This is a genomic window from Mycobacterium gallinarum, from assembly GCF_010726765.1.
GTDB classification, from domain to species: Bacteria; Actinomycetota; Actinomycetes; order Mycobacteriales; family Mycobacteriaceae; genus Mycobacterium; species Mycobacterium gallinarum.
Window position 1 is genome coordinate 3302769 of record NZ_AP022601.1, and the last position, 24513, is coordinate 3327281.

A 24513-nucleotide genomic window follows, 5' to 3' on the forward strand; every position below is an offset into this window, starting at 1 on the left:
ATATGGTCGTCGGGTGAGCTCTGCCTTGTCGCACCTTCGGGTGTGTGACCTCAGCGGGCAACTGGCCGGCGCGGGCGCGACGAAGATCCTGGCCGCGTTTGGTGCCGAGGTGATCCGGGTCGAGGATCCCGCGACCCGTGGCCTGTGGGACGCCCTACGGGGAGTGGGTCCCTATGTCGACGACCGTCGTGGGATCGACCTCGGCGCCGGGTTCAACAACCACAATGTCGGGAAGTACGGCGTCACCATCAACCTGCGTCTCGACGAGGGAAAACAGCTGCTGCGTGAACTGGTCGCGATCAGCGACGTCGTCTGTGAGAATTTCGCGGCCGGCGTGATGGCGCACCGCGGCTTCGGCTACGACGATCTTCGCGAGATCAAGCCCGACATCATCTATGTGTCCAACTGCGGATTCGGCCATACCGGCCCGTACCGCGACTTCAAGACGTGGGGTCCGATCGTGCAGGCGATGAGCGGTCTCACGTTCACCTCGGGGCTGCCCGATGCCGAACCCGCCGGTTGGGGCTTCTCCTACATGGATCACGGGTCGGCCTTCTACATGACGGTGGCCATCATGGCGGCGCTGCACCACCGTGACCGCACGGGTGAAGGTCAGTACGTCGATCTGGCCACGGTGCCCGCGGGCATCGCGATGCTGCCAACCGAGGTGCTCGACTGGACGGTGAACCGGCGACGCACCTCGGCACGAGGAAACCGGGCCGACTTCGACGAGTTCGCACCCCACGGCATCTACCCGTGCGCGGGTGAGGACCGATGGATCGCCATCGCGTGCCGTGACGACAGGGAGGCGGCGTTGCTGGCCAAGGTGCTGGACGAACCCGCGATCGCCTCGGAGCGCTTCGCGACACTGGCCACTCGACTCGCCGCCGCCGACGAACTCGACGAACTGGTTGCCACGGCCACCTCCCGCCGCGATGCCATCGCACTGGCCGATGATCTCGTCGATGCCGGCGTGCCCGCCAGCGTCGTCAAGAGCCCGCGGGAACGCATCGACGAAGACCCGGACCTGGCCAGGATGGGACTCTTCCCGACCGTCACACACCCCGACATCGGTGCCGTGCGCGTCGAGGGTGTTCCGCTCACCTTCTCAGCGACCCCGTGGAATGTAGACAGGCCGGGACCCAAACTGGGCCAACATAATCGCGAAATCCTGGGCGCACTCCTCGGCCACGATGACTCGACGCTTGATGCCTGGGCCGAGCGAGGTGTGATCTGAGCGCGCTAGCCGATCTCCGCGTCGTGGAGATAAGCGACCAGTTCACGCCCGTGGGCGGGCGTGTGCTCGCCGAACTCGGAGCCGAAGTCATCGTCGTCGAACCGCCACAGGGTTCCCCGCATCGTCTGCGTCCGCCGTTCGTCGATGACGAGTCCGGCGTTGACCGCAGTCTGCGTTGGTGGGGTCAGAACGCCGGAAAGCGCAGCGTGACCCTCGACGTTCAATCGGAGTCGGGCGCTGACACGCTGCGCCGACTCATCGGAAGTGCCGACATCGTGCTAGCCGGCGGCGATCGAGCGCCCGGCGGCATCACTTATCGTGAGGCGGCCGGGGACCATCCCGGTCTGATCTGGGTTTCGGTGACGCCGTTCGGATTGGGCAGCGTCAGGGCCGACCACCCCGCCACCGACCTCACGGTGCTCGCTGGAGGTGGGCCGGTGTGGAATTGCGGTTACGACGATCACTCCATACCGCCGATGCGCGGCTCCGGCGACCAGGCTTCCAACATCGGCGGCATGTACGCCGCGATCGGCGCGTTGATCGCGCTGTCGCATCGCGATCACACCGGTGTCGGCCAACTCGTCGACGTCAACGTGACGGCGGCCTGCAACGTTACCTGCGAGCAGACCACCTATCACTGGCTCGTGAACCAGGCGGTGTGTGTCAGGCAGACCGGACGCCATGCCTACCCGACGCCCAGCTCCGAAGTCCAAGTGCGTTGTGCCGACGGCCATTACGCGACTACCGGGGTGCTGCCCCGTAAACCGGAGGAATTCACTCGGATGATCGCCTGGCTCAACGAGTTAGGGCTGACCGAGGAGCTGCCGGAGACTGTGTTCCTCGAGATGGCCGCCGCCCGGACCACCCCGGTCGATCTGGCCTCAATCGGCGAGGACGACGAAACGACGGCAATCATGAGCGCCGCCCGTGACGCCATCACATTGATCGCGTCACGTATGCCTGCCAAGGAGTTCTTCATTGCCAGCCAGCAACGGGGTTTCCCGGCGGGCGCCATTCTGCCTCCTGATGAGGCCTTCGATGACGAGCACATGGTGGCGCGCGGCATGCATGTACCTGTCGAGCACTCCGAGCTCGACCGGACGGTCGTGTATCCCGGTGTGCCCTACGCCTTTTCAGCCAGTCCTACAGTAGAGCCGAGCCGTGCGCCGATGCTGGGCGAGCACAACGCGCTTCTCGACGAGCTGGCGCTTTGAGCGCAGAACACCGCCTCACCCATGTCGGGCTCTGCGTCACGGATATCGAGCGCTCGACCGAGTTCTACTGTTCAGCGCTCGGATTCACCAAGATCGGTGAGATGCACGTCGATGATGAAGTATCCGCACGGCTGCTCGACGTCGAAGACCTGGTGCTCGATCTGGTCTACCTCGAGCGCGACGGATTCCGCCTGGAACTGCTGGCCTATCCCACATCCGGCACAACGGGCGACGGCGCGCCACGCCAGATGAACGCTCTCGGCTTCACCCATCTGTCCTTCCGCGTGGACGACGCCGACGCCCTTGCCACCGCCGTCGTCGAGCACGGCGGGCAGCTGCTGGCCCACCGCACAGTCGTATTCAGCGGAGGCAATCGCGGGCTGATGCTCACCGATCCTGACGGGAACATGCTCGAGCTCATCGAGCGTATACGCGCTAGCTGAGCAACTAGTCACAATTCGTTCTGTTGTTCAGTTGGGTGGTAGAGTCCGTCTGTGCCCGCGACCAGCGAGTTGATGTATTCACCGTTCTCCAAGGCCGTCTTCGACGACCCCTATCCGGTCTACCGTCGGCTTCGCAACGAGGCGCCCGTGTATCGCGATCCCGAAGACCGCTGGTGGGTGCTGTCGCGGTTCGAAGACGTGGCCGGCGCGTTACGGGACTGGGAAACGTACTCGTCCAAGCTCGGCCCGGCACCGGAGAATCCCGACGACGACGGCCGGAAGTATTCCGTCATATCGATGGACCCGCCGCGGCACGACCGTATCCGCGGCGTACTCAAGGGTTTTTTCACTCCCCGCGCCGTCGCCTCGCTGGAGGGTGCCCTGCAGTCGGTCGTCAACCATCACCTCGGTCGGCTCAAACGCGGCACCACCGTCGACGCAATGGAAGCGTTCGCCTTCGCCGTCCCCACCGACGTGATCGGGGATTTACTCGGCGTGCCTCAGGCCGACCGGGAGCAATTGAGGGTCTGGTGGGAGGCATTCCTGACCAGACACGAGGGCGAAGTCGCGATGCCGCAGAGTGCTATCGAGGCCAACCGCAACATCAGCGCTTACATCGGCGATCTCATTGACCGGCGCCGCACCGACCCTGGCGACGATCTGATCAGCATCGTGCTGCAGGCCACCTTCCACGACCCAGAAATCGGCGACGACCGCTCATTGACGCCTCACGAGGTGTTGATGTTCTGCAATCTGCTTTCCGCCGCGGGTTCTGAGACCACGCAGAAGCTCATCTCCAACGGTCTGGTCGCGTTACACGACCACCCCGATCAGTGGCGGCGAATCGTCAGCGATCACAGCGTGATTCCGGCAGCGGTCAACGAGGCCCTGCGATACGACACTCCCAGCCACTGGGTGGCCCGGACACTGACGCGTCCCGTCGAGCTACATGGTGTGACCATGGATGCCGGCGACTGGGTGCTGTTGCTGTTGGGCAGTGCCAACCGCGACGAGCGTCGTTACGACGACCCCGACCGCTTCATCATCGACCGGCCCCGCGGCACCGATGTCTACTTCGGCTGGGGCATCCACATCTGCCTCGGCCAGTGGCTGGCTCGCCGCGAGGCGCAGATGGTCTTCGAGTACGTCGCGAAGAACTTTCCCGATTACGCGATCGGCGCTCACGAACGTGTGCTGACGGCGACGGTGCGCGGTTATACCAGCGTGGAGATGACGTTGCGCTGATCGCTCAGTCGACCACCCACTGCGGTTCCCGCTTCTCGGCGAAGGCCTTCATGCCCTCGGTGTAATCGGGATGGGTCATCTGGTGCTGCAGGACGTAGCGGTACGCGACGTCGTGGGCGGCGTGCAATCCGACGTCGAGGCTCGTCCACATTCCCTTGATCGAGGCCTGCACGGTAGCCGGGCTCAACTTCGTGATCGCCAGGGCGATCTCTCGCGTTCGCTCCTGCAGACGATCAGCGGGCACGACCTCGTTGATCAAACCGATCTCGTATCCGCGCTGGGCGCTGATCCGCCCGTCCTTGGTCATCAGCGCCAATTGCATGACCATGGACAGGGGCATCCTGCGCAGCAGAACCGTCGGCTCCAACGCGAAGACGTTGCCGACCATCAGGTGAGTGTCGATCAACTCGGCATGCTCGGCGGCGATGATCAGATCGGAATCGGCCACCTGGTGCAGGCCTCCCCCGACCACCATCCCGTTGAGAGCGCAGATGACCGGCTTCCACACGCCGTGGTGCAGCCTCGAGCCCGGCACCTTGTTGCGGATGCCCGACTGTGCGGTCGCGCGAATGTCCTGGCCTGCACTGAATGCGCGATCACCCGCGCCTGTGATGATGGCGACGCGGATGTCGGAGTCCTCGCGTACCCGCGCCCACGCTTGTCCGAGCTCGGTACGGGTCAGATCATCGGTGGCATTGAGCCGCTCCGGACGGTTGATCGTGATGGTCGCGATGTGATCGCTGACATCGAACAGGATCCTCTGAAAGTCCACCGCTAACCCCAATCGAAGTCGTGATGCAACAGATACGCATATAGTGTGTAAGTGTCTCATATCGGCGGAGTGGTCCAGCCACCGGTCGAGACCGCAAGTCGTCGGCGCGGATCGGGAGGTGCGATGGCGGATCTTGCCGAACGCATCGAGGTGATCCTCGGCGTCGACCCCGGCGCCGAGGCAGTTGAGTTCGGCGGCACATGGACAACATGGGGATCGCTTGCCGCGGTCGCCCACGGGGTCGCCGACCATCTGATATCGGCGCGCCTTGCACCGGGCGCACCGGTGGGCCTGGTGCTGCGCAATGACCCGGCGATGATCGCGGCGATGCTGGGCGTGCTGTTGGCCCGTTGCTGCATCGTGACGCTGAATCCGTCACACGGCGACGAGGGTCTGGGCCACGACATCCGCGACCTTCGCCTACCCGCGGTGGTGGCGTGCGGGGTCGACTGGGACCGGGCGGGCGTCGTCGAGTCTGCCAAGGGCGCTCTGGGCATTCGCGTGTCCGTTACCGACCGCCCCGTCGAGGTCGTGGAGGGCCTCGAGTCGCCCGGCGACGGACCGTTCCGCGAATCAGATCCCACGGTCGCGGTGGAGATGCTCACCAGCGGAACAACGGGGCCGCCGAAACGGATTCCGCTGACGTACAGCGCGTTTGAGCGCACCATATCCGCGGCCGGAACTCACTACGGTTCTGGCGACGACACCGCTGCCCGGTTGCGGCGGGGCGTGATGATCGTGAGTTCGCCGCTGGTGCACATGTCGGGACTGTTCCGCACACTGCTCTACGTGTGTCAGGGCCGCCAGATCGCACTGTTGCCGCGGTTCACCGTCGACGACTTCATCGATCTTGTCACCCGGCACCGACCGAAGGCCGTCAGCCTGGTTCCGACCGCGATGGCGATGGTCCTGGAGGCCGACGTCGACGCCGTCGTGTTCGACAGCGTCAAGGTGGTGACATCGGGCACCGCACCGCTGTCGGTCAGTCTGCAGGAGACGTTCGAAGACAAGTACGGCGTTGCCGTTCTGCCCTCCTACGGTGCGACCGAATTCGCGGGTGGTGTGGCGGGATGGAATCTGAAGCTGCACCGCGAATGGGCCCAGTCCAAGCGTGGCAGTGTGGGCCGTCCCCAACCCGGCCGGGAGATCCGCATTGTCGCGGTGGCCGACGGCCGTGAGGCCGCCGCAGGCGAGCAGGGGGTCATCGAAGTGCGCACCGCAGGCGGTGAATGGGTGCGCACGACCGATCTCGGACGCCTCGACAGCGACGGATTCCTTTTCATCGACGGACGCACCGACGATGTCATCAACCGGGGAGGATTCAAGGTCACCCCTTCCGATATCGTCGCCGCTCTGCGATCGCATCCGGCCGTGCGCGATGCGGGAGTGACCGGCCTGGCCGATGAGCGACTCGGAGCGGTTCCGGTGGCCGCCGTCGAGTGCGTCGAGGGCCAAGGCGTCACCGCCGACGATCTGCTCACCTACCTCCGTGGGCGGCTGAGCCGATATCAGGTGCCCGCCGGTTTGAAGATCGTCGACGAACTCCCCCGAACACCGTCGATGAAAGTCAGCCAGCCGGCAATTCGCGCGCTGTTCGAAAGACCCGACGAGGCGGCCGTGTGACATTACGTTGCGTCGCATCGGGATTGGGCTTTCCCGAAGGTCCGATCGTCGACGACGACGGTTCGGTTCTGGTGTCCGAGATCGCCAACGGGCGGATCAGCCGGGTGCGCCCCGACGGCGCGGTCGAGACGTTCGCCGAGACCGGGGGCGGGCCCAACGGTCTGGCGCGCCTGCCCGACGGCCGGATCCTCGTGTGCCAGAACGGCGGTTCCCGGTTCGCCATCAGACCGTGGCCGTTCGACATCGACGGCTCCGTGCCACTGTTCCTGCCGGCGGGTGCTCCCGACCAACCCATCACCCCGCAACTGCAGGTTGTCTCGAGCGAGGGTGAGGCAACTACTCTCACGACGACATTCACGAGTATCAGCGATGATGAACTCCCGTTGGCGCGTCCCAGCGACATCTGCGTGGATGCGCAGGGCGGCTTCTATGTCACCGACGGCTTCTCGGTGCAGGGACGAAGCCGGAGCATCACCGGTGTCCTGTACGGGACGCCCGACGGACAACTCAGTGAGATCGTCTATCCACTGGAACTCCCCAACGGCGTGGCGTTGTCCCCGGACGGATCGAAGCTGTACGTCGCGGAAACCAGGACCCGGCGGATCTGGCAGTTCGAGGTGCTCGGCCCCGGCCGCCTCGGCGCTGCGCGCGGCCTCGCCACGGTGCCGAGCGGCGGACCGATGAATTTTGGAGGCGCCGACGGACTTTGCGTTGCGCCCGACGGCACGATCATCGTTGCCACCGTGGGAACCGGTGGTGTGACAGCGTTTTCGCCCGATGGGCAACTGCTCGGCGCGATTGCCGCTGATGACCCGATGACCACCAACGTCGCGCTCAGCCACGACGGCTGTTCGCTGTTCATCACGCTGGCATCGTCGGGACGCCTGGTGGTCGTCGACGATTGGAGGACCGCGCTTACGCCCATCCCATGACGCCGCGCCCAGGTCGCGCGCAGCAGAGCGGATGTGGACATCAGACCACTTCGTACACGTCGTAGCGCAGCGTGTCTCCGACGAAGCGCCCCTTGGCCACGCCAAGAATCCGGGTAAGCCACTCGTATCGTTCGTCACCCGTCTCGAAGTACATCGACGAGTAGACGACACCGGTCGCAGTATCCATCCGACCCGTGTAACTGACCAATATCGTTGCATCGTCGTCGGTCTCGAGGGTGAGTCGAGCATCCACGAGGACGCGCCCCGACGGTTCCACGAAGGCCCAGTCGGCTGCCGCGCGACCCTTCAGCGAGGCCTTCAGTCGGTCGCCCTCGAACCGGGCGCCGGTGATCTCGCCGATCGTCCGGCTGCCGGTCGGGCCTGAGGACACGGTGATTGGGTCGGCGAGGTCATAGCGGACGTGACACAGCGGCCGCAGTGCCGCATCTGGACCACTCTCGCCACCCATGCTGATCAGCTGATGGCGACGATCTCGATGACGGCACCGTGGCAGGTGGCCGGGTCGGCGACGAGCCGCTTCTCGTCGCGTTCGGCAATCACCACCGCATGGTCGGCGAGATGGGACTCGGCCTTGGCCATGTCGGCGGTTTCGAAGACACAGCAATGGATGATCTCGCCGTTGGCCTCGAGGTCACGCGCGGCGATGGTGTCGGCCGACGTCGGCGCGATGAGCTCGACCGTCGTGTTGGTGCCCAATTGCACGCGACGCCGTTGAGAACCCCCCACCGTCTCCTCCGCCAGCACCGTGGCGCCTAGCGCGGCGTAAACGGCGGTCGCGCGCTCGAGTTCGCGGACCACGACGCCGACTCGCCAGCCGCCGATCGACAGAGGATGGTCTCGCCACTGCCGAGCCGACCAGCCGGGCAGGAAGCGCGGGTCCTCCCACTTACCGGGCACACCGAGGGGGCCGGGTTTGTCCTCGACGTAGGGCATGAACTCGAGTTGGCCCGCGGTGTCCTTCGGATGCGTGAAGACCGGACTCATCGGCTGGGCGACCATCGCATCGCGCCCGGAGCCAGCCAGCCCGAAGCACCGGACCCCTTCACCGGTGAGCGCGTCGTAGATGTCGGCGGGCGGGCTGTTCACGAAGTACGCCGATGCGTGCAGATGTGGTCCGAACCGGGTCAAGAACTTCCCCAACGGAAGGTGTGCACCCTCTGCGGTCGGTTCCATCACGTCGATAGCGAGATCGGTAACAGCAACCATTGAAGCCCAACGCTTTTCGGGATCAAGCCACTCGTCGGTGAAGACGTCCACGGCACCGAATACGTCGCGATACCAAGCGGTGACGCTGCGGTAGTCATCGACGACGTGGTTCACGTGCCACTGCTTCCCGATGTCGATCAATTCGGTCACCTCACCGATCGATTCTTCCCTGGCGTGCCAGGAGAACACTATGACAGATACTGTATAGCTGTTGGAACCTGTGCCTGCCCGAGGCACAGGCCGACAGGGAGGACGCAGCGTGTCGACAGCCACGGCCGGCGATGCCGAAATCCAGCTGTTCGTTTCCACCACCCGCGCATTCCTCGACCGCGAGATGTCGATTGACCACATCCGTGACCTGCATACCAACGACCGCGGGTTGGACAAGGCCTGGTGGCAGCGCGGCGCCGAACTCGGTTGGACGAGTCTGCTGGTACCCGAGGAACTCGGGGGCGGATGTGTGACTGGCGATCAGGTCGCCGATGCGGCGCGCATCGCCGACCAGTTCGGTCGAAGTGTGGCGCCCGGACCGTTGATTCCGACCAGCGCCGTCGCCACCGCCCTCACGGAGGCGTCCAATTCGGCCGATCACCGACAGCTACTCGCTCCGTTGGTCGAAGGCTCGGCGATCGCGGCATGGGCGACCGACGAACCCGGGCAGCCGTTCGGCGCGCCACCGGCGACCACTGCCACCCGGTCAACTTCCGGATACTGCATCAACGGCATCAAGGACCGTGTCGAGGCCGCCCGGCACAGCGACGTGTTCCTCGTCACCGCCGAGTGCGATGGAAACTTGCGCCAATTCGTCGTGGCGTCCGGTGCGCCGGGTGTCTCCATCGAGCCCATACCGACTGTCGACTTCGTCAAGAACTACGGCCGTGTGCGATTCGACAATGTCGAAGTGGTGGCGGAGTCCGTCGTCGGCGGACCGGACGAGACAGCGCAACTGATAGCGCGCCAGACGCTGGTCGCTCAGGTCCTACAGTGCGCAGAAATGGTCGGCGCATTGGACAGCGTGTTCACGATGACCGTGGCGTGGGCGCGTGATCGTCACAGCTTCGGGCGGCCGCTGGCCTCCTATCAAGCTCTCAAACACCGCTTCGCCGACCTCAAAACCCAGTTGGAAGCCTGCCGGGCAATCGCGGCGCTCGCGACTCGCCACGTCAGCGCGAGGGCAGTCGACGCCGCACTCACGGTCAGCGCCGCCAAGGCGTACATCGGCGAGCACTCGGTCGCAATAGTGCAGGACTGCATTCAGTTGCACGGCGGTATCGGCGTCACCTGGGAACACGATCTTCATCTGTTCCTCCGCAGAATCGAGGTCAACCGCGCCATGTTCGGCACGACGGAAGAACACCAGGAGAACGTGTTCGCGCTCTCCGAGAAATCGGGAAAGACGCGATGACCGAGACCGTCGATGAATTCGCGGACAGAGCACGCAACTGGCTCGCGGACAACATGCCCCCGCTGGACCGCGCCGCCCCGCCGGTGTTGGATCGCGCCGAGGACAATACGTGGCAACGTGCGCGCGAGCTCCAACGTCGGCTCTATGACGGCGGATTCGCGGGCATCTGCTTCCCCGCGGAGTACGGCGGCTTGGGCCTGGAGTACGCGTACCAAGCCGCGTTCAACGCGGTCGCCGAACCCTACGAGATGCCGCTTGCGCTCAACATCCCGAGTTTGACGATCTGTTGCGCGACCCTGCTCGACGCCGGCAGCGAGAAGCAGAAGCGCACGCGGATCGCTGCTGCATTGCGGGGTGACGAGGTGCTGTGCCAATTGCTGTCCGAGCCGGGTGGCGGATCCGATCTGGCGGGAGTCACAACCCGCGCAGACCGATCGGGCGACAAATGGATTCTCAACGGCGCCAAGACCTGGAGTAGCAGCGCGTTCGCCGCAGATTTCGGCCTATGCCTGGTGCGCACAAACTGGGATGCGCCCAAGCACGAGGGGCTCACGATGTTCCTGGTGCCGCTGCGGTCCCCGGGGTTGACGCTGCGACGGATCCGTCAGGTGAACGGGTCCGCGGAGTTCTGCGAGGAGTTCTTCGACGACGTCGAACTATCCGACGAGCACGTGGTCGGCGAGGTCGGCGGAGGCTGGGCCGTCGCCTCGAGACAGTTGTTCCACGAGCGTCGCGCGGTGGCGAAAGGATCTGAGTACGCAAATTGTGGGGCTTCCGAGGAAAGGCGTGACGGCGCTTTCGATCTCGTGGCGCTGGTGCACGCCACCGGTCAGTCCGACGATCGGTGGGCGCTCCGCCTGGCGGGACGCGCGCTGGCTCACCGTATCGTCGAGAAAGCGTTGGGCGAGAGCGTCTTTCACGGGGTCTCCACCGGAGTGATGCCGCCTGCCTCTGGCTCAATCACCCGCCTCTACTACGCACTCTGCGAGAACCTGAATCTCGATGCAGCTGTGGCGCTGGCCGGACCGGGGGCAGTGGTGGGTGCGGCGAACCAGGACCTCCTGGCGATTGGGCAGAAGTATTTGTCGCGGCAGACCGTGTGCATCGGTGGCGGCACGACGGAGATCGCACGAAACATCATTGCCGAACGCGTGCTCGACTTTCCGCGTGAGTACGCCGCCGACCGCGGCGTTCCGTTCAAGGATGTGCAGCGAGGTGGCACACGACGATGACGTTGATCACCGACCGCTTGCGCGCCGCGATCGGCGTCTGGCACGAACAGGACGGACCCGTATTCCCCATCGATTCCTCGGATATCCGCCGGTGGGCGATCGCCACTTATTGGCCACAGCAGCCGCCGCGGTTGTTCTGGGACGAGGACTACGCCCGCACCACTCGCTGGGGTGGCGTCATCGCTCCCGATGACTTCAATCCGTTCGCGTGGCCCATCCAGCCTCCCGATGCCGGACCCGCGCAATTCGCGCTCCCCCAACCCGGCGAGCCAGGGCAACATGTCCTCAACGGCGGAGTGGAGTTCGCGTTCGGTGAGCCGATGCGACCGGGTGATGTGATCACCGGCAGGTGGCGGATCAAGGACGCCACCGAACGCGAGGGTCGACTCGGTCAGATGCTCTATGTACAGCTGGAGCGCGAACTGCGCAATCAGCGCGGCGAGGTGGTCCGCACCCGTATCGACACCCTGATCAGATACTGAGAGAGGCAGCTGTGTTCATCGACGGGAAATGGCAATCCGCCTCGTCAGGCAAGACTTTCTCGAGTATCAACCCCGCGACCGGGGCGGTGCTGGACACCGTCGCCGACGGCGGCCGCGCCGAAGCCCGCCTCGCCATCGACGCGGCGGTGTCCGCGTTGCCAGCCTGGCGGGCAAGGACTGCCTACGAGCGAGCAGACATCCTCGCTTTGGCGCACCGCATCATGCTGGAACGCCTGGATGATCTGGCCGTCCTCATGACGAGGGAGCAGGGCAAGCCGCTGCGGATGGCGCGCACGGAGGTCGGCTACGCCGCCGGCTTCCTGCTGTGGTTCGCCGAGGAGGCCAAACGTGTTTACGGCGAGGTGATTCCGTCATCGCGCGCGGGTCAGCGCTTCCTGGTGTTACAACAGCCGGTCGGGGTGTGCGCCGCTATCACACCGTGGAACTACCCGATTTCGATGATCACCCGGAAGATCGCTCCCGCACTGGCCGCGGGCTGCACGTCGGTTTTGAAACCGGCCGAGCAGACGCCGCTGTGCGCGATCGAGACGTTCCGGGTTTTCGAGGACGCCGGTGTGCCTGCCGGTGTGGTCAACCTGGTGACCTGTTCGGATCCCGAACCGGTGGCCGAGGAGATCCTGTCGGACCCACAGGTTCGAAAGATCAGTTTCACCGGTTCGACCGAGATCGGGAAGATGATCGCTGCGCGCGCTGGCGCCACGATGAAGCGGGTGTCGATGGAACTCGGTGGACACGCACCGTTTCTCGTGTTCGACGACGCCGACCCCGAACACGCGGCCAAAGGTGCCGCACTCGTGAAATTCCTCAACACGGGCCAGGCATGTATCTGTCCCAACAGGTTCATCGTGCATCGCTCGATCGTCGCACCGTTTCTCGAGACGTTGCGGCAGCGAGTGGAAAAGCTTGTTCCCGGAGACGGATTGGCCAAGGGAACGACAGTTGGCCCCCTCATCGACGAGGCGGCGCTGCACAAGATGACCCGACAGGTCGACGATGCGGTCGGTAGGGGCGCAACACTGATGCTCGGAGGTAAGCAACTGACCGGCGACACCTTCGACGGCGGTAACTTCTTCGCGCCGACCATCTTGTCCGAGGTCACCCCGGATATGGTGATCTGCTCGGAAGAGACGTTCGGCCCGATCGCTCCGGTCCTGGTGTTCGACGACGAGGCCGAGGCCATCGAGATGGCCAACTCCACCAGCTACGGCCTCGCCGGGTACATCTACACACGCGACATCAGCCGTGCGATTCGAGTCGCCGAAGCACTGGACTTCGGCATGATCGGCATCAACGACATCAACCCGACCTCGGCCGCGGTCCCGTTCGGCGGCATCAAGGAAAGCGGACTGGGCCGTGAGGGTGCTCGCGCGGGTATCACCGAGTACCTTGATACCAAAGTGTTGGGAATCGCATTGTGACCGAATCGAGTTCGCCCACCTTCGAGTCGATCAACATCGGCGACCGAATCCCCGAATTCGTCCGAACCACCGGCTTCGCCGAATGGAACCGCTATGCCGCCGTCAACGACGAGTTCATCCCGATCCATATGGACGACGAGGCCGGCAGAGCCGCGGGTAACGAGAAGGGCGCGTTTGGGATGGGCAACCTACGGCTGGCCTATCTGGTCAACATGCTGCGGCGGTGGATCGGTGATGACGGCGCAATCCGTTCACTGACGGCTAAGTACCGGAGCATGAACCAGAAGGGTGACGAGTTGCGCGCTGTCGGCGAGGTGGTCGGCAAGGAAATCGTCGACGGTCTCGCGTTGGTGCATCTGAAGGTCGACGTCATCGACCAGAACGGCACGAGCACAACACCAGGTGAAGCCACGGTGGCCTTGGCTACTTGAATACGCCCGGCGACTTCGAGTAGTCGACGGTGGACAACTCGGTCATGCCGCCATCGATGTGCAGCACGGTTCCGGTGACGAACGCCGCGTCATCGCTGGCCAGGAAGGCCACCGCAGGTGCGATCTCGATATCGGGGTCAGCGCCGCGTTTCATCGGCGACGCTTCGGCCGTACGCGTGTAGTTGTCCCATTCGGTGCCGATCATGTCGCGCTGCACATCGGTCAACGCGAACGGGCACACGGCGTTGACACGGATACCGTGGCGGGCCCACTCGTTGGCGGCCACTTTGGTCAGCGCGCCGATGGCTCCCTTCGCCGCCGAATACGGTGCCGTGTAGGCGATGCCGCCCAGCGCCGAACCGGACACGAAGTTGATCACCGACGACTTCTGTGCGGCCTTGAGGAACGGGTGCGCCAATTGCATGAACCGGAAGGTGGCGCGTGGGCCTGTCGCCTCCGATAGCTCCCAATCTTTGTCGCTGACGAGTTCGAGCGCCCTCGGCATGGCGAAGTACTGCGCGGCGTTGACCAACACGTGCAACACACCGTCGACGGCGGCGGCCTCCACCGCGGCGGCGATCTCCTCGCGTTTGGCGACGTTGGCCTGGACGAACTTCGCCGTGGCGCCGTCTTTCCCAATCAGTTCGACGCACTCGGCCGCCTTGTCGGCGTTGAGGTCGACAATCGTCACGTGCGCGCCCTCGGCAGCCAGCCGCCTCGAGATCGCTCGCCCGAGCCCCTGGGCACCGCCGGTGACCAACACGTTTCGCTCGTCAAGGCGGGCCATGGGCAATCCTCCGGTGTGTAACAGTTGAACAATATTCGTTCTATCATCCATTATCATGGCAGACCGTTGGTGCCTGCCGTCGAGAAGGGGTAGAGGATGCGAGTAGACGTAGATCGCGACCTCTGTGAGTCCAACGCCGTCTGCGTCGGCATCGCCGCCGACATCTTCGAACTCGACGACGAGGACCTTGCCGTGGTGACCGTCGACGAGATACCCGCCGACCGGGAGGCGGACGTTCGGCAGGCCGTACAGCTCTGCCCGAAGATCGCGCTGACACTGCGCGAGGACGGATAGGCGTCGAACGATGTTCATCGGGCTGACAGAGGAGCAAGAGCTGCTGCGCGAGACGATGAGGCGATTGGCTGACACCACCGCCACATCAGGTCCCGACGACATCGCGTCCGATGACCGCCTCGACACACAGTGGCAGCGCCTCGTGGAGGTCGGCGTACCCGCGTTTCGCGCGCCCGCGACATGCGGGCTGGAGGCCAGCGGTGTCGAAACCGCGCTCGCCATCGAGGAATTGGGGCGCAGGCTGAGCGCACTACCCGTGCTCGGACAAGCAGTCCTCACCACCGAGCTGCTCTACGCCGCCGGTGCAGAAAAGGAGGTCGACCTGATCGCCGAGGGCGCTCTGCGCATGGCGCCGGTGTTGAGGGACGACCTGTCCGGATTCGCCGATTCCGAAGACCGCGGTGTCGTCCTTGACTCCGCAGGCGCCACCCATGCGCTGTTGGCTCTTTCCGATGGAAAGCGCCGGCGCTTGGTCTACGCCGCCATCGATACTGCATCGGGGCGTGAAGGCCTGGATTTGACGCGGTCGATCAGTCCCATATCCGCCTCCGGTCTCGGCGCCACCACGTCGGTGGGAGATCCTATCGACGCACGCCGATGGGACTCCGTCATGGCGATGGCGCTGACCGCCGTCGCCGCCGACCTGATCGGGGTGATGACGGGGGCGCTCGAGGACGCCGCCGGCTACGCAGGCGAACGCGTGCAGTTCGGCGTCAAGATCGGAACCTTTCAGGCCGTCCAGCACATACTGGCCGATTCGCTTGTCCGCCTCGAGGGAGCTCGTAGTTGTCTGTGGCACGCGGCGTGGGCGGTCGACCACCTCTCCCCCGCCGAGGCCTTGCTGGCGGCGCGCACGGCCAAGGCCTACGCGTCGGCCGCCGGTCGCGACGTCGTCGAGGCGGCCATGCAAGTCCTGGGTGGCATCTCCATCACCTGGGAGCATGTCGCGCATGTGCGCCTTCGCCGAACACTGTTGAACCGCAGGCTGTTCGGTGACGAAAGCGATCAATACCAGGCCATCGCCGACATGCGGCTGAATGATCCGGACCTGGGCTAGACAAGCGAACACCCGGAGAACCATGGATTTCAACGACACCCAGGACGAAGCCGAATTCCGCGCCCGTCTGCGCACCTGGCTCGACGACAACGCCGCAGCCGCCGTCATCCCAGAGGACCCCAGCGCGCGGGCTGACGCCGCGAATGCCTGGCATCAGACCCTCTACGAAGCCGGCTACATCGGCCTGTCGTTCCCGACCGAGTACGGCGGTCACGGGCTGTCACCCATCTACGAGGCGATCCTCAACGACGAGCTGGGACGCGCAGGCGCACCGCCGATAGAGGGTGTCGGACATCTGTCGAATGCATTGCGACTCTTCGGATCCGAGCAGCAGCGCGCCGAACTGCTGCAAGGGCTGTTGTCGGGCGCGGTGCGCTGGTGTCAAGGCTTCAGTGAGCCCGAGGCAGGGTCGGACCTGGCCAGTCTCAAGACAAAGGCGGAGGCGATCGAAGTCGACGGCCGACCGGTCTTCCGCGTCAACGGCCGGAAAATTTGGACCAGCTTCGCCGCGGTGGCCGACTGGTGCTTTCTGCTGTGCCGCACCGAACCGGACGCCGCCAAGCACGCGGGTATATCGGTACTGCTGGTGCCCATGTCCACCCCGGGCATCAACGTGGAGCCGATCGTCAATGCCGCACGCAACCGGGAGTTCGCCGAAGTCACGTTCACCGACGTCGACGTACCTGTCGAGAACCTGCTGGGCGAACGCGGGCAAGGTTGGTCGATCGCAAACCAGCTGCTGGCCTACGAGCGGGGCCCGAGTGATATCAACTGGATCAGCAGGCTCGCACTGCAACTGCGCGCACTCGAGGACGACGTGCGATCGGGTCGGCTCGCCGATACCCCCGCGGCCCGCGCCCGCTTGGGCGAGGCGTACACCGAACTGCGGGCCCTTCAGGTCAAGGTGCAACGGTCCCTCACCGACCGGGTCAAAGGTGCACTGCCCGGAGCAGAAGGTTCGGTGGACAAGTTGTTGATGGCCAGGGCAGACCAAACGTTCGGGCACACGATGATGGACCTGCGTGCCAGTGGGCCCGTCCTCCGCGAGGGCCTGGAGTGGGACGTCTACGTCTGGTCACGCGCCGCGGGCATCTACGGCGGAACTGCCCAGATTCAGCGCAACATCGTCGCGCAACGCGTGCTGGGCCTACCCCGCAAATGAGCTAGGTGGCACGGCTCGTGGCAGACGACATAGGCGATGCGGTCGTGGAATGGATCTCCACGACGGTTGGCCCGATCCGCTCTATCGACCGCCAACAGCGTTGGCGGCCCGCATGGTTCGTCACCGCTGAAAGCAAAGGCCGACCCGTTCGGCTGTATGTCCGCGGGAACCGGGAGGGATTCGGGTTCGCCGGTGTCGAAGCGGAGGCGGCGATCCTACGGGAGATGGAAAACCATGGGATACCGGTGCCGCACGTCCATGGCGTCATTGCCGACGGTGCTGCGGTGGTGATGGATTGGCTGTCGGGCGAAGCTGACCTCAGCAGCGCTGCCGATGCTGTCGAAATCGATGCCGTCATGGATGACTACGTCGATGCGCTCGTGCGAGCGCACCGCATCGACCCAGCCGCCTTCGCCGACATCGGCTTGCGCGTCCCCACCGGCGCACATGGCGTCGCTCTTGACTATTTCGAGACCTTCGTGGAGCGCTATCGATCCTTCAAGCAGCGACCAGAACCGTTGTTGGAGTTCGCGATCGGGTGGCTCAGGAGAAACCCCCCCACACACCGGTCAACGCCTCGATTCGTCCTCGGTGACACGGGTCAATTCATGTTTGCCGAAGGGCGGATAACCGGCCTCCTCGACGTCGAGTTGGCGCACATCGGTGACATCTCACACGACCTGGCCGGCTTGCGTTTACGGAACGTGACCGAGCCAATGGGCGACTTGGGCCGAGTACTGCGGCGCTACGCAGAGGTTTCCGGCGAGCCGCTGGACGTGGCATCCATCGAGTTTCACACCGCGAAGTTCGCACTCTGCACACCCCTGGGCGTCGCTCTGGTGCTCCACCTGGACCTCCCGCTGCTCGACATCGTCCAGTACATCGAGTGGTTCCACCAGCTTTCGCTGCACGCGATCGAGTCCATCGCTCGATTGTCAGATGTCGAACTCGCCCCGGTGTCGCTACCCGATCCTGTCCGGTCGCGTTACGACGGTGTGATCGGTGGACTGTCGACCATGGTGGAATCTCTCGACGTCTCTGCCGGGATTACCGAGTACCAACGCGGTTCGGTAGCGTCGGTGGCACGCTTCTGCCATCGGGTGAGCGAGTTCGGCGATGCGATCGACCGTGCAGACCTCGCGGACATCGAGGCGACCACCAGGCTGGGATCAACAGACCGCCGCGCCGCTGACCAAGCGCTCGAAGCATTCATCTTGGATGCCGGCCCAGAACACGACGCGGCGCTGGTCCAGCTTCTCCACCGTCGGGTCATGCGGCAACTGCTACTACTCGAGCCGCTGTTGTCCGGCGGTCGAATTGGTCATGTCGCGCCGCTTGCTGAACTACTGGCGAGCGAGGCCCCCGTGACCGCTCAGCGCTCGCGGTAGTGCTTGAGCGCTTCCTTCATGCCCGCCAGTCGGCGCTCCATCACCTCGTCGCCCTCCCCCGCCTCAATCTTCTTGGACACCTCTGCGATCTCCTCGACCAGTCGGCCGGCCGCCTCATCACGCGTGAGAAGGTCCTGATCGACCCAGTCGTCTTTGGGGATACGCTCGCTCGGGTCCATATTCGCTCTTCCTCGTCGTACGCGCTATAGTTCAACTAAGCAGATTATGTTCAGTTGTTCCATAAGCCTAGCAGCCGTGCATGGGAGGAACCCGCGATGCCGCTCCAGCCGTCGATGAAACTTCTGTCCGTCGATGACCACCTCATCGAGCCCCCGCACGTGTGGACCGATCGGCTGCCGAAGAAGTACGTCGAGGACGGGCCCCGCATCGTGGAGTTCCCGCGCGAGGGCAAGTCGCCGATGCACCAGTGGGTGTATGAGGGCCGCAGTTATCCCAACATCGGGCTGAACGCGGTCGCGGGTAAATCACCGGAAGAATTCGGTGTCGACCCGGTGCGCTACGACGACATGATCCCCGGGTGCTACGACCCGAAGGCCCGGCTGGCCGACATGGACATCGACGGAGTGCACGCGATGCTGTGCTTCCCGTCGTTTCCGCGGTTCTGCGGGACCGTGTTCCTGGAAGGTCAGGACAAGGACTTGGCGCTGCTGTCCGTCCAAGCTTGGAATGACTTCTCACTCGACGAATGGTGCGCAAGCGATCCGGCGCGCTTCATTCCGATGATGATCAGTCCGCTGTGGGACACGCAGCTGATGGTGGCCGAGATCGAACGCAATGCCGCCAAGGGGTGCCGCGCGGTCGGTCTGCCCGACAACCCGATGAACCTCGGCCTACCCAGCTTCCATACCGACCACTGGGAGCCTGTCTGGTCGGCCCTGGAGGAGACGAACATGACGGCGGTCATGCATTTCGGCTCCGGAGGCATGCCCCCGTCGACAGCACCAGAGGCGCCGTTCGCGGTGATGGTCACCCTGATGGGGACGACCTCGATGGCAGCAGCCATCGAGTTGGTCTTCTCCCCCGTCTTTCACAAGCACCCGAACTTGAAAGTCGCGTTCTCCGAGGGCGGGATCGGTTGGATGCCGTACCTGGTCGAGCGCGCGGACTATGTCTGGCGTAAGCACAAGTACTACCAGAACATCCATCCGACGATCGCACCGTCCGAGCTGTTCCGCCGCAATATCACCGGTTGCTTCATCGAAGATGAAGTCGGTGTGGCGATGCGCCACCAGATCGGCATCGACAACATCACCTGGGAGTGCGACTACCCGCATTCGGACTCGTTCTGGCCCAAGAGCCGAGCGCGTGCGGAAGAGATGTTGGCGAGTGTGCCCGACGAGGATGCCGCCAAGATCGTCGAACTCAATGCGCGGCGCTGGTATGCGTTCCCGGAGGAGGGCTTCAAGTCGTCCACCGCCGACAGCGGATGGCGCCCGAACAACGGCGAACCGCCCGAGTACGACTATGACGCGGTCATGTCGGATCACGGCGGCGTCGGTTACGGAGCGTTCATCGAAAACCTCGCGAATCAGATGGCCAACAAGGAGATCAAGAACTAGCGGCGGGGATCGCGATGTCCGTTGGGACATCGCGACCGCGCAGCACTTGGCTCGTGACGACGCGCCAACGGGCCCTTTCGGTAGCAGCGGCGGCCCGTAGCGCCGCGCCTGAGGCGGCCACGCCACCTTCGGATTTCGCGAATTCGGATAATCGTGCCGCCTCGTTGACCGGATCGCCGATAACGGTGTACTCGTAGCGGCGAGGGTCACCGATATTGCCTGCGACGGCGGTTCCCGCGGACACGCCGATGCCGGCGGCGAGGTGTACATCGCCGGAGAGAGCAGCCAAAAGCTCCCGCGCGGCCGACAGGGCCGCGCCGGCGTGGTCCGGGACGGCCTGCGGAGCACCGAAGACCGCCAGAACTGCATCACCCTGAAACTTGTTGACCCATCCGCGATGTCGCTCCACGATGTCTACCACCACCGCAAAGAAGTCGTTCAGCAACGCGACGAGGTCCGGCGGAGTCATCTTCGTCGCCATATGCGTCGAACCGACGAGGTCCACGAACAGGACTGCCACATCGTAGGTCGCGCCGCCCATCGCGGGTGCGCCGCCCTCCGCTTCGGCGAGGCGGGCCACATCTCGGCCAACATGCCTGCCGAACAGATCGCGCAATCGTTCGCGCTCCCGCAGCCCTTCTGCCATCGAGTTGAACCCCGCCTGCAGCAGGCCCAGTTCGGACGCGTCGAATACTGGGATTTTGACGTCATAATCACCGCGGCCGACACGTGCCATGCCGGCACGCACCTCATCGATGGGATCGGCCATCGTCGCGCCTGTAAAGAGCGTCACAGCAAGCCCACTCAGCACAGCCGCGCTGCCCAATCCGAGCACCACCACGGCCAATCGGTCACCCGGGTAGTCCACGACCAATGCGCTGGCCGCGGCAAGCAACACCATCAACAGGGGCACACCAGTTCCGACCACCCACGCCGCGAGTGCCCGCATTCGAAGGCCCAGGGGTTGCTGGCGGGCCGGCGGGTCTTCGGTCAGTACCGGCGCAACATAGGGACGCAACACCCGGGTGCACCACCAATACGTCAGCGTGGCTGTCACCGTCGCGCCCGACAACGTCGAAACACCAAGCGTCGTTGCCAGCCAGGGCCTCGCCGAATTCACGATGATCAGCAGTACGACTGCACCCGTCCACACGGCGGCGCCACAGATTGTCAGGCGCGCGGGGATGCGCATGAGCACGGCGTGCCGCTCCGCCTGTGACGCATCCGACCGCGCAGTCGTCCACCACAGACCCCAGAACGCTGCTATCGGCACGACGACTGCGCAATAGACTGCAGCGGCGATGACGTTGGTGCGCAATACCGTTGGGTCGCCCAGCGCCGCACCCGTGGGAAGTCCGCGCGAGGTCATCACACCGATGATGGACGCCCCAAGCATACTGGGGACGAGAGTTCCCACCGTCAGCATCGCTCGGGCGGACCGGTTGACGGTGGAGTCCCGCCCGCGCAGGAACTTCACGACTCAGTCCCTGCTCCTGGTTCGCCACCAGGCGGCGAATTCAGGATCCGCTAGGGGGAGGTCCCCGACGCCGATTTGGCTTCGGGGCCAGTCCGCGGCATTCTGCTCGAGAGGCGACCGCGCATGAGCGGCTCCGTACCACAGTCGGTGGCGGCGTTGGACGAACAGCCACCGCCCAGCCACCTGCTCATAGGTGTCCTCATACTTGATCAACTGATCCAGAAAACCGTCGGCCCGTTCTTGGGCATAGCAATGCGCCCACACCTGACCCCGCGCGCGGACGTCGTCGTCGAACTCCACCAGATGGTTGGCCACCAGAATCACCGCGAACAGACTACCGGTCATGCTGTCGACCATCAGCCGACGCAACCCGGCCGGACCGTCGCCATAGGAGCCGAAACGTGCACTCGGTGAGAAGAGTTCGGCCATAGCGTCAACATCTCGCGATTCGACTGCCGCCGCGTATTTGTACGGTAGCTCTCGAATCTCGTTGAGAGAAAGAAGTTTCGCTACCCGCCGATCGACATCGGGCACGGACATATCAGCCTCCGGTGACGTTGATGTCTTGGCCGGTGATCGCGGAGGCAGCGTCGGACGCCAGCCACATCGACACCTCGGCGACCTCATCAGGCTGCACCAACCGGTTGAGCTTGTTCATTCCGGCCAACCGTTGGCGCACCACGCCGGGATCCACTCCCTCGGCAGCTGCCCGGCGTCCGACGTAGGTGTCGAACAGCTGACCCGCGACGCTCCCGATTATCAGGCAGTTGACCCGGATACCGTTGGAGCCCACTTCCATTGCCATCGTCTGTGACAGCGCGGACAAGCCCAGCTTGGCGGCCGCGTAGTGCGCCTTCTTCGGTTGCACATTTGTCGCGGCTGCGGAGGACATGAACTGAATATTGCCCCGACCTGCGGGCAGCATCGCCTGGGTCAGCGCCTCGCGAGACAGCACCATGGGAGCGACCAGATTGGTCGCCAGTACATCGTTCCAGTTGGCGATCGACGCCTCATGCACGGCCTCATCGGTGCCCGGAGTAGCCGCATTGTTGATCAGCACGTCAAGACGCCCCCAGCGGGCGATGATGTCGGCGACCAGGCGGCTGCACGAGTCCTCCTCACGGATGTCCGCTACATGAACCGACGCGCCACCGCCCTCCTCGGCGATGTTCTCCGCGGTGATCGCAAGCTCGTCCGAGCGTCGCGCGACCAGTGCAACCATGGCGCCGCGGCGCGCATATCGTCGCGCGAGTACCCGGCCGATGCCGCCACTGGCACCGGTGACGACGACCACCTGTCCGGAAAAGTCGGCACTCACCGCTAGCCGTCCAACAGCATCTTGGCCATGGGTGTACCGGCCGGGAAGGCCTCCGTGATGCCGGCACTGAGATATCCGGAGTCGGTGACCATGGTGATTCCGTTGACCACGCTCGCGGCATCGCTGCACAAGAACAGAAGCGGGTAAGCCTGTTCCATAGGCGTGGCCGCCCCAACTCCGACCTTCGCGCGGTAGTCAGCGCCGAAGTCCAACCACAGATCAGCATTCGCCTGAGCCAGTGGAGTGTCCGTCGGTCCCGGACAGATCGCGTTGATCCGGATGCCGTCGGCCATGAAGTCCATGGCTTCTCTCGCGACATAGGCACACACCGCCTGCTTGGTGAACATGTAGTGCGCGCACTTGTTGTCGATTGCCCACGCCGTAGCCGTATCGAAGTCAACGATGTCGAGAAACTCGTTGAGCTGTGCCATATTCGACCGCCAAGCCAGGCCCGCGGCCGACGAGATGAAGGCGATCGCACTGCCATGGGGCAGCATGTCGTTGGCGCGAAGTCGCTCGATCAGATACCGGTGACCGATGAAGTTGATGCGCTCGATACCGTCACCGTCGGCGACACCCGCGCACGCGAACAACGCGTCCACAGTGCCGCCACACTCGGTCACCGCTGCATCGATGCTTTTCGCGTCGGCCAGATTGACGCGGATCGCCGTCGTCCCAGGCAGATCCGACGACGCGTAGTCCATCACGACGACCTCTGCACCGGCATCGAGCGCCAATCGTGCGGTCGCATTGCCCATGCCGGTGGCGCCGCCCACCACCAACACACGCTTACCGCGATACGCGAATGCATCGAACAAACTCATGAGGTCTCCAGAACAGTAGTGAGGGACTGGGCTGCGATGACCGACGCTCCGAACTCTTCGATCGCCTCCACAGCGTGGTTCACGCTATCGCCGGGCACCGAAAGCGTGACTGCGGTGACTCCTAACCGACTCAGCCGATCCACCTCGCCCAGATACGCATCGGCGACGAACGACGATGTTCCCGGCGTTCCCGGCAGTCCGTTGAAGGTGATGTCAATCGCCGTGAAATCTCTTCCCGCTGCGTCGCATCGGCGTCGAAGATCATCGAGGCCGGCGGCTAGGCCGGCTTCGGCGTCCATCACCGCGGTCTTGGTGTACCTGGCCAAGGCGTCGGCTGCGGCGAATGGACACCAGCCGTCGGCGTACTCGACGACACGGCGGCGCGCGGCGACAGTATTCCCACCGACCCAGATCGGGGGGCGCTTTACCGGCCGCGGGTGGGCAGTGATCCCGGCGGCCTGAAAGTGCTTACCGGCGAACGTCACGTCGTCCTGGGTCCACGCTCGGCCGATGAGTTCGAGAGCCTCATCGACCAATCCGGCGCGTTGCTCGAAATCGATTCCCAGCGCACCGAACTCGCCCCTCAGGTAGCCGACGCCGACCGCGAGCGTAAACCTTCCACCAGACAATGCGTCCAACGTCGCACCGGACTTGGCGACCAGGAAGGGATTGCGGTATGGCAGCACCACCAGATTGGGGATCAACCGCAATGTTGACGTGACGGCGGCCGCGTACCCCATCGCGACGAACGGATCGAGTGCGTCGTGCCCACCAGTGTCGAGCCACCGCTGTGGGGGCGCTGGGTGATCGGTGAACCCGAACCCCGTGAAACCTGCCCGTTCGGCGGCCGTGGCGACGGCCGCCACGCCCGAACCAGTGACCAGGTCCGGGTTGTAGGGATGGCTGTGCATCGGATGAGTCAAGATGAATCGCATCGTCTACCT

The 24513-nt window shown here is 64.5% G+C and carries 26 protein-coding genes; 16 read left to right on the forward strand and 10 right to left on the reverse strand.

All coding sequences use genetic code 11. The features are described 5' to 3' along the window. Nucleotides 1–13: 13 nt before the first annotated feature. From G6N42_RS16030 to G6N42_RS16045, 4 genes are read left to right on the forward strand one after another with little or no spacing between them, the layout of a single operon-like run. Entirely contained in the window at nt 14–1237 is a 1224-nt protein-coding gene (locus tag G6N42_RS16030) for a CaiB/BaiF CoA transferase family protein (RefSeq protein ID WP_163730472.1), read from the forward strand. Further along, nucleotides 1234–2451, forward strand: coding sequence for a CoA transferase (locus G6N42_RS16035; RefSeq protein WP_163737649.1), 1218 nt, complete (start codon nt 1234–1236; stop codon nt 2449–2451). The genes G6N42_RS16030 and G6N42_RS16035 overlap by 4 nt, the downstream gene beginning before the upstream one ends. Further along, nucleotides 2448–2894, forward strand: a complete 447-nt coding sequence (locus G6N42_RS16040) for a VOC family protein (RefSeq protein ID WP_163730473.1) — start codon at nt 2448–2450, stop codon at nt 2892–2894. Before G6N42_RS16035 ends, G6N42_RS16040 begins: the two co-directional genes overlap by 4 nt. A 51-nt stretch (nt 2895–2945) precedes the next feature. Then, complete coding sequence (locus G6N42_RS16045; RefSeq protein ID WP_163730474.1) at nt 2946–4139, forward strand: cytochrome P450; 1194 nt, start codon at nt 2946–2948, stop codon at nt 4137–4139. 4 nt (nt 4140–4143) lie between these two features. Here the strand turns inward: G6N42_RS16045 and G6N42_RS16050 are convergent, their stop codons facing one another. Continuing rightward, nucleotides 4144–4911, reverse strand: coding sequence for an enoyl-CoA hydratase/isomerase family protein (locus G6N42_RS16050; RefSeq protein ID WP_163730475.1), 768 nt, complete (start codon nt 4909–4911; stop codon nt 4144–4146). Between the two features lie 51 nt (nt 4912–4962). On the opposite strand from G6N42_RS16050, the gene G6N42_RS16055 reads away from it, so the two are divergent. Then, complete coding sequence (locus G6N42_RS16055) at nt 4963–6534, forward strand: class I adenylate-forming enzyme family protein (RefSeq protein WP_232076165.1); 1572 nt, start codon at nt 4963–4965, stop codon at nt 6532–6534. Beyond that, a complete protein-coding gene (locus G6N42_RS16060; RefSeq protein WP_163730476.1) occupies nt 6531–7466 on the forward strand; it encodes an SMP-30/gluconolactonase/LRE family protein in 936 nt (311 codons plus the stop codon). The genes G6N42_RS16055 and G6N42_RS16060 overlap by 4 nt, the downstream gene beginning before the upstream one ends. 40 nt (nt 7467–7506) lie before the next feature. Here G6N42_RS16060 and G6N42_RS16065 read toward each other — a convergent pair whose 3' ends face one another. Then, nucleotides 7507–7935, reverse strand: coding sequence for a DUF3237 domain-containing protein (locus G6N42_RS16065; RefSeq protein WP_163730477.1), 429 nt, complete (start codon nt 7933–7935; stop codon nt 7507–7509). A 5-nt stretch (nt 7936–7940) separates the two neighbouring features. Continuing rightward, entirely contained in the window at nt 7941–8882 is a 942-nt protein-coding gene (locus G6N42_RS16070; protein WP_232076166.1) for a VOC family protein, read from the reverse strand. Nucleotides 8883–8952: 70 nt separating this feature from the next. Here G6N42_RS16070 and G6N42_RS16075 point away from each other — a divergent pair, with 70 nt between their 5' ends. Genes G6N42_RS16075 through G6N42_RS16095 form a run of 5 tightly spaced genes read left to right on the forward strand, consistent with a single transcriptional unit; the run spans nt 8953 to nt 13682 of the window. Next, on the forward strand, nt 8953–10098 hold the full coding sequence (locus G6N42_RS16075) for an acyl-CoA dehydrogenase family protein (protein WP_163730478.1): 1146 nt from the start codon (nt 8953–8955) through the stop codon (nt 10096–10098). Then, entirely contained in the window at nt 10095–11330 is a 1236-nt protein-coding gene (locus G6N42_RS16080; protein ID WP_163730479.1) for an acyl-CoA dehydrogenase family protein, read from the forward strand. Before G6N42_RS16075 ends, G6N42_RS16080 begins: the two co-directional genes overlap by 4 nt. Next, on the forward strand, nt 11327–11812 hold the full coding sequence (locus G6N42_RS16085; protein WP_163730480.1) for an FAS1-like dehydratase domain-containing protein: 486 nt from the start codon (nt 11327–11329) through the stop codon (nt 11810–11812). The genes G6N42_RS16080 and G6N42_RS16085 overlap by 4 nt, the downstream gene beginning before the upstream one ends. An 11-nt stretch (nt 11813–11823) precedes the next feature. After that, on the forward strand, nt 11824–13251 hold the full coding sequence (locus G6N42_RS16090) for an NAD-dependent succinate-semialdehyde dehydrogenase (protein WP_163730481.1): 1428 nt from the start codon (nt 11824–11826) through the stop codon (nt 13249–13251). Continuing rightward, nucleotides 13248–13682, forward strand: coding sequence for a MaoC/PaaZ C-terminal domain-containing protein (locus G6N42_RS16095; protein WP_163730482.1), 435 nt, complete (start codon nt 13248–13250; stop codon nt 13680–13682). Before G6N42_RS16090 ends, G6N42_RS16095 begins: the two co-directional genes overlap by 4 nt. Here the strand turns inward: G6N42_RS16095 and G6N42_RS16100 are convergent. Then, nucleotides 13675–14469 (reverse strand): SDR family NAD(P)-dependent oxidoreductase, encoded by a 795-nt coding sequence (locus G6N42_RS16100; protein ID WP_163730483.1) that lies wholly within the window; start codon nt 14467–14469, stop codon nt 13675–13677. The two genes, G6N42_RS16095 and G6N42_RS16100, sit on opposite strands and share 8 nt — an antisense overlap. Before the next feature lie 96 nt (nt 14470–14565). On the opposite strand from G6N42_RS16100, the gene G6N42_RS16105 reads away from it, so the two are divergent. From G6N42_RS16105 to G6N42_RS16120, 4 genes are read left to right on the forward strand one after another with little or no spacing between them, the layout of a single operon-like run. Further along, a complete protein-coding gene (locus tag G6N42_RS16105) occupies nt 14566–14763 on the forward strand; it encodes a ferredoxin (protein ID WP_163730484.1) in 198 nt (65 codons plus the stop codon). Nucleotides 14764–14773: 10 nt separating this feature from the next. Beyond that, nucleotides 14774–15820 (forward strand): acyl-CoA dehydrogenase family protein, encoded by a 1047-nt coding sequence (locus tag G6N42_RS16110; RefSeq protein ID WP_163730485.1) that lies wholly within the window; start codon nt 14774–14776, stop codon nt 15818–15820. 22 nt (nt 15821–15842) lie between these two features. Beyond that, on the forward strand, nt 15843–16982 hold the full coding sequence (locus tag G6N42_RS16115) for an acyl-CoA dehydrogenase family protein (protein ID WP_163730486.1): 1140 nt from the start codon (nt 15843–15845) through the stop codon (nt 16980–16982). Nucleotides 16983–16999: 17 nt separating this feature from the next. After that, complete coding sequence (locus tag G6N42_RS16120) at nt 17000–18370, forward strand: phosphotransferase (RefSeq protein WP_163730487.1); 1371 nt, start codon at nt 17000–17002, stop codon at nt 18368–18370. On the opposite strand, the gene G6N42_RS16125 is transcribed toward G6N42_RS16120, so the two are convergent. Further along, a complete protein-coding gene (locus G6N42_RS16125; RefSeq protein WP_163730488.1) occupies nt 18355–18549 on the reverse strand; it encodes a hypothetical protein in 195 nt (64 codons plus the stop codon). The genes G6N42_RS16120 and G6N42_RS16125 overlap by 16 nt on opposite strands. A 96-nt stretch (nt 18550–18645) precedes the next feature. On the opposite strand from G6N42_RS16125, the gene G6N42_RS16130 reads away from it, so the two are divergent. Beyond that, complete coding sequence (locus G6N42_RS16130; RefSeq protein WP_163730489.1) at nt 18646–19950, forward strand: amidohydrolase family protein; 1305 nt, start codon at nt 18646–18648, stop codon at nt 19948–19950. Here G6N42_RS16130 and G6N42_RS16135 read toward each other — a convergent pair. The 5 genes from G6N42_RS16135 to G6N42_RS16155 all read right to left on the reverse strand — a co-directional run bounded on the left by G6N42_RS16135 (nt 19940) and on the right by G6N42_RS16155 (nt 24504). Next, entirely contained in the window at nt 19940–21319 is a 1380-nt protein-coding gene (locus G6N42_RS16135) for an adenylate/guanylate cyclase domain-containing protein (protein WP_163730490.1), read from the reverse strand. The two genes, G6N42_RS16130 and G6N42_RS16135, sit on opposite strands and share 11 nt — an antisense overlap. 111 nt (nt 21320–21430) lie before the next feature. Beyond that, the gene (locus G6N42_RS16140) at nt 21431–21967 is read right to left on the reverse strand and encodes a nuclear transport factor 2 family protein (RefSeq protein WP_232076167.1); all 537 of its coding nucleotides are present in this window, start codon (nt 21965–21967) and stop codon (nt 21431–21433) included. Nucleotide 21968: 1 nt separating this feature from the next. Then, entirely contained in the window at nt 21969–22745 is a 777-nt protein-coding gene (locus G6N42_RS16145) for an SDR family NAD(P)-dependent oxidoreductase (protein ID WP_232076168.1), read from the reverse strand. A gap of 2 nt (nt 22746–22747) precedes the next feature. Next, entirely contained in the window at nt 22748–23569 is an 822-nt protein-coding gene (locus G6N42_RS16150) for an SDR family oxidoreductase (protein WP_163730491.1), read from the reverse strand. After that, nucleotides 23566–24504, reverse strand: a complete 939-nt coding sequence (locus G6N42_RS16155) for an LLM class F420-dependent oxidoreductase (protein WP_163730492.1) — start codon at nt 24502–24504, stop codon at nt 23566–23568. The genes G6N42_RS16150 and G6N42_RS16155 overlap by 4 nt, the downstream gene beginning before the upstream one ends. Nucleotides 24505–24513 lie beyond the last annotated feature (9 nt).

Coding starts and splice junctions, on each gene's coding strand:
- G6N42_RS16140 (WP_232076167.1), bottom strand. CDS start 21,967: ATGTCCGTGCCCGATGTCGATCGGCGGGTAGCGAAACTTCTTTCTCTC.
- G6N42_RS16150 (WP_163730491.1), bottom strand. CDS start 23,569: ATGAGTTTGTTCGATGCATTCGCGTATCGCGGTAAGCGTGTGTTGGTG.
- G6N42_RS16125 (WP_163730488.1), bottom strand. CDS start 18,549: ATGGACCCGAGCGAGCGTATCCCCAAAGACGACTGGGTCGATCAGGAC.
- G6N42_RS16135 (WP_163730490.1), bottom strand. CDS start 21,319: ATGACCTCGCGCGGACTTCCCACGGGTGCGGCGCTGGGCGACCCAACG.
- G6N42_RS16110 (WP_163730485.1), top strand. CDS start 14,774: ATGTTCATCGGGCTGACAGAGGAGCAAGAGCTGCTGCGCGAGACGATG.
- G6N42_RS16065 (WP_163730477.1), bottom strand. CDS start 7,935: ATGGGTGGCGAGAGTGGTCCAGATGCGGCACTGCGGCCGCTGTGTCAC.
- G6N42_RS16155 (WP_163730492.1), bottom strand. CDS start 24,504: ATGCGATTCATCTTGACTCATCCGATGCACAGCCATCCCTACAACCCG.
- G6N42_RS16115 (WP_163730486.1), top strand. CDS start 15,843: ATGGATTTCAACGACACCCAGGACGAAGCCGAATTCCGCGCCCGTCTG.
- G6N42_RS16105 (WP_163730484.1), top strand. CDS start 14,566: ATGCGAGTAGACGTAGATCGCGACCTCTGTGAGTCCAACGCCGTCTGC.
- G6N42_RS16085 (WP_163730480.1), top strand. CDS start 11,327: ATGACGTTGATCACCGACCGCTTGCGCGCCGCGATCGGCGTCTGGCAC.
- G6N42_RS16100 (WP_163730483.1), bottom strand. CDS start 14,469: ATGGCCCGCCTTGACGAGCGAAACGTGTTGGTCACCGGCGGTGCCCAG.
- G6N42_RS16130 (WP_163730489.1), top strand. CDS start 18,646: ATGCCGCTCCAGCCGTCGATGAAACTTCTGTCCGTCGATGACCACCTC.
- G6N42_RS16080 (WP_163730479.1), top strand. CDS start 10,095: ATGACCGAGACCGTCGATGAATTCGCGGACAGAGCACGCAACTGGCTC.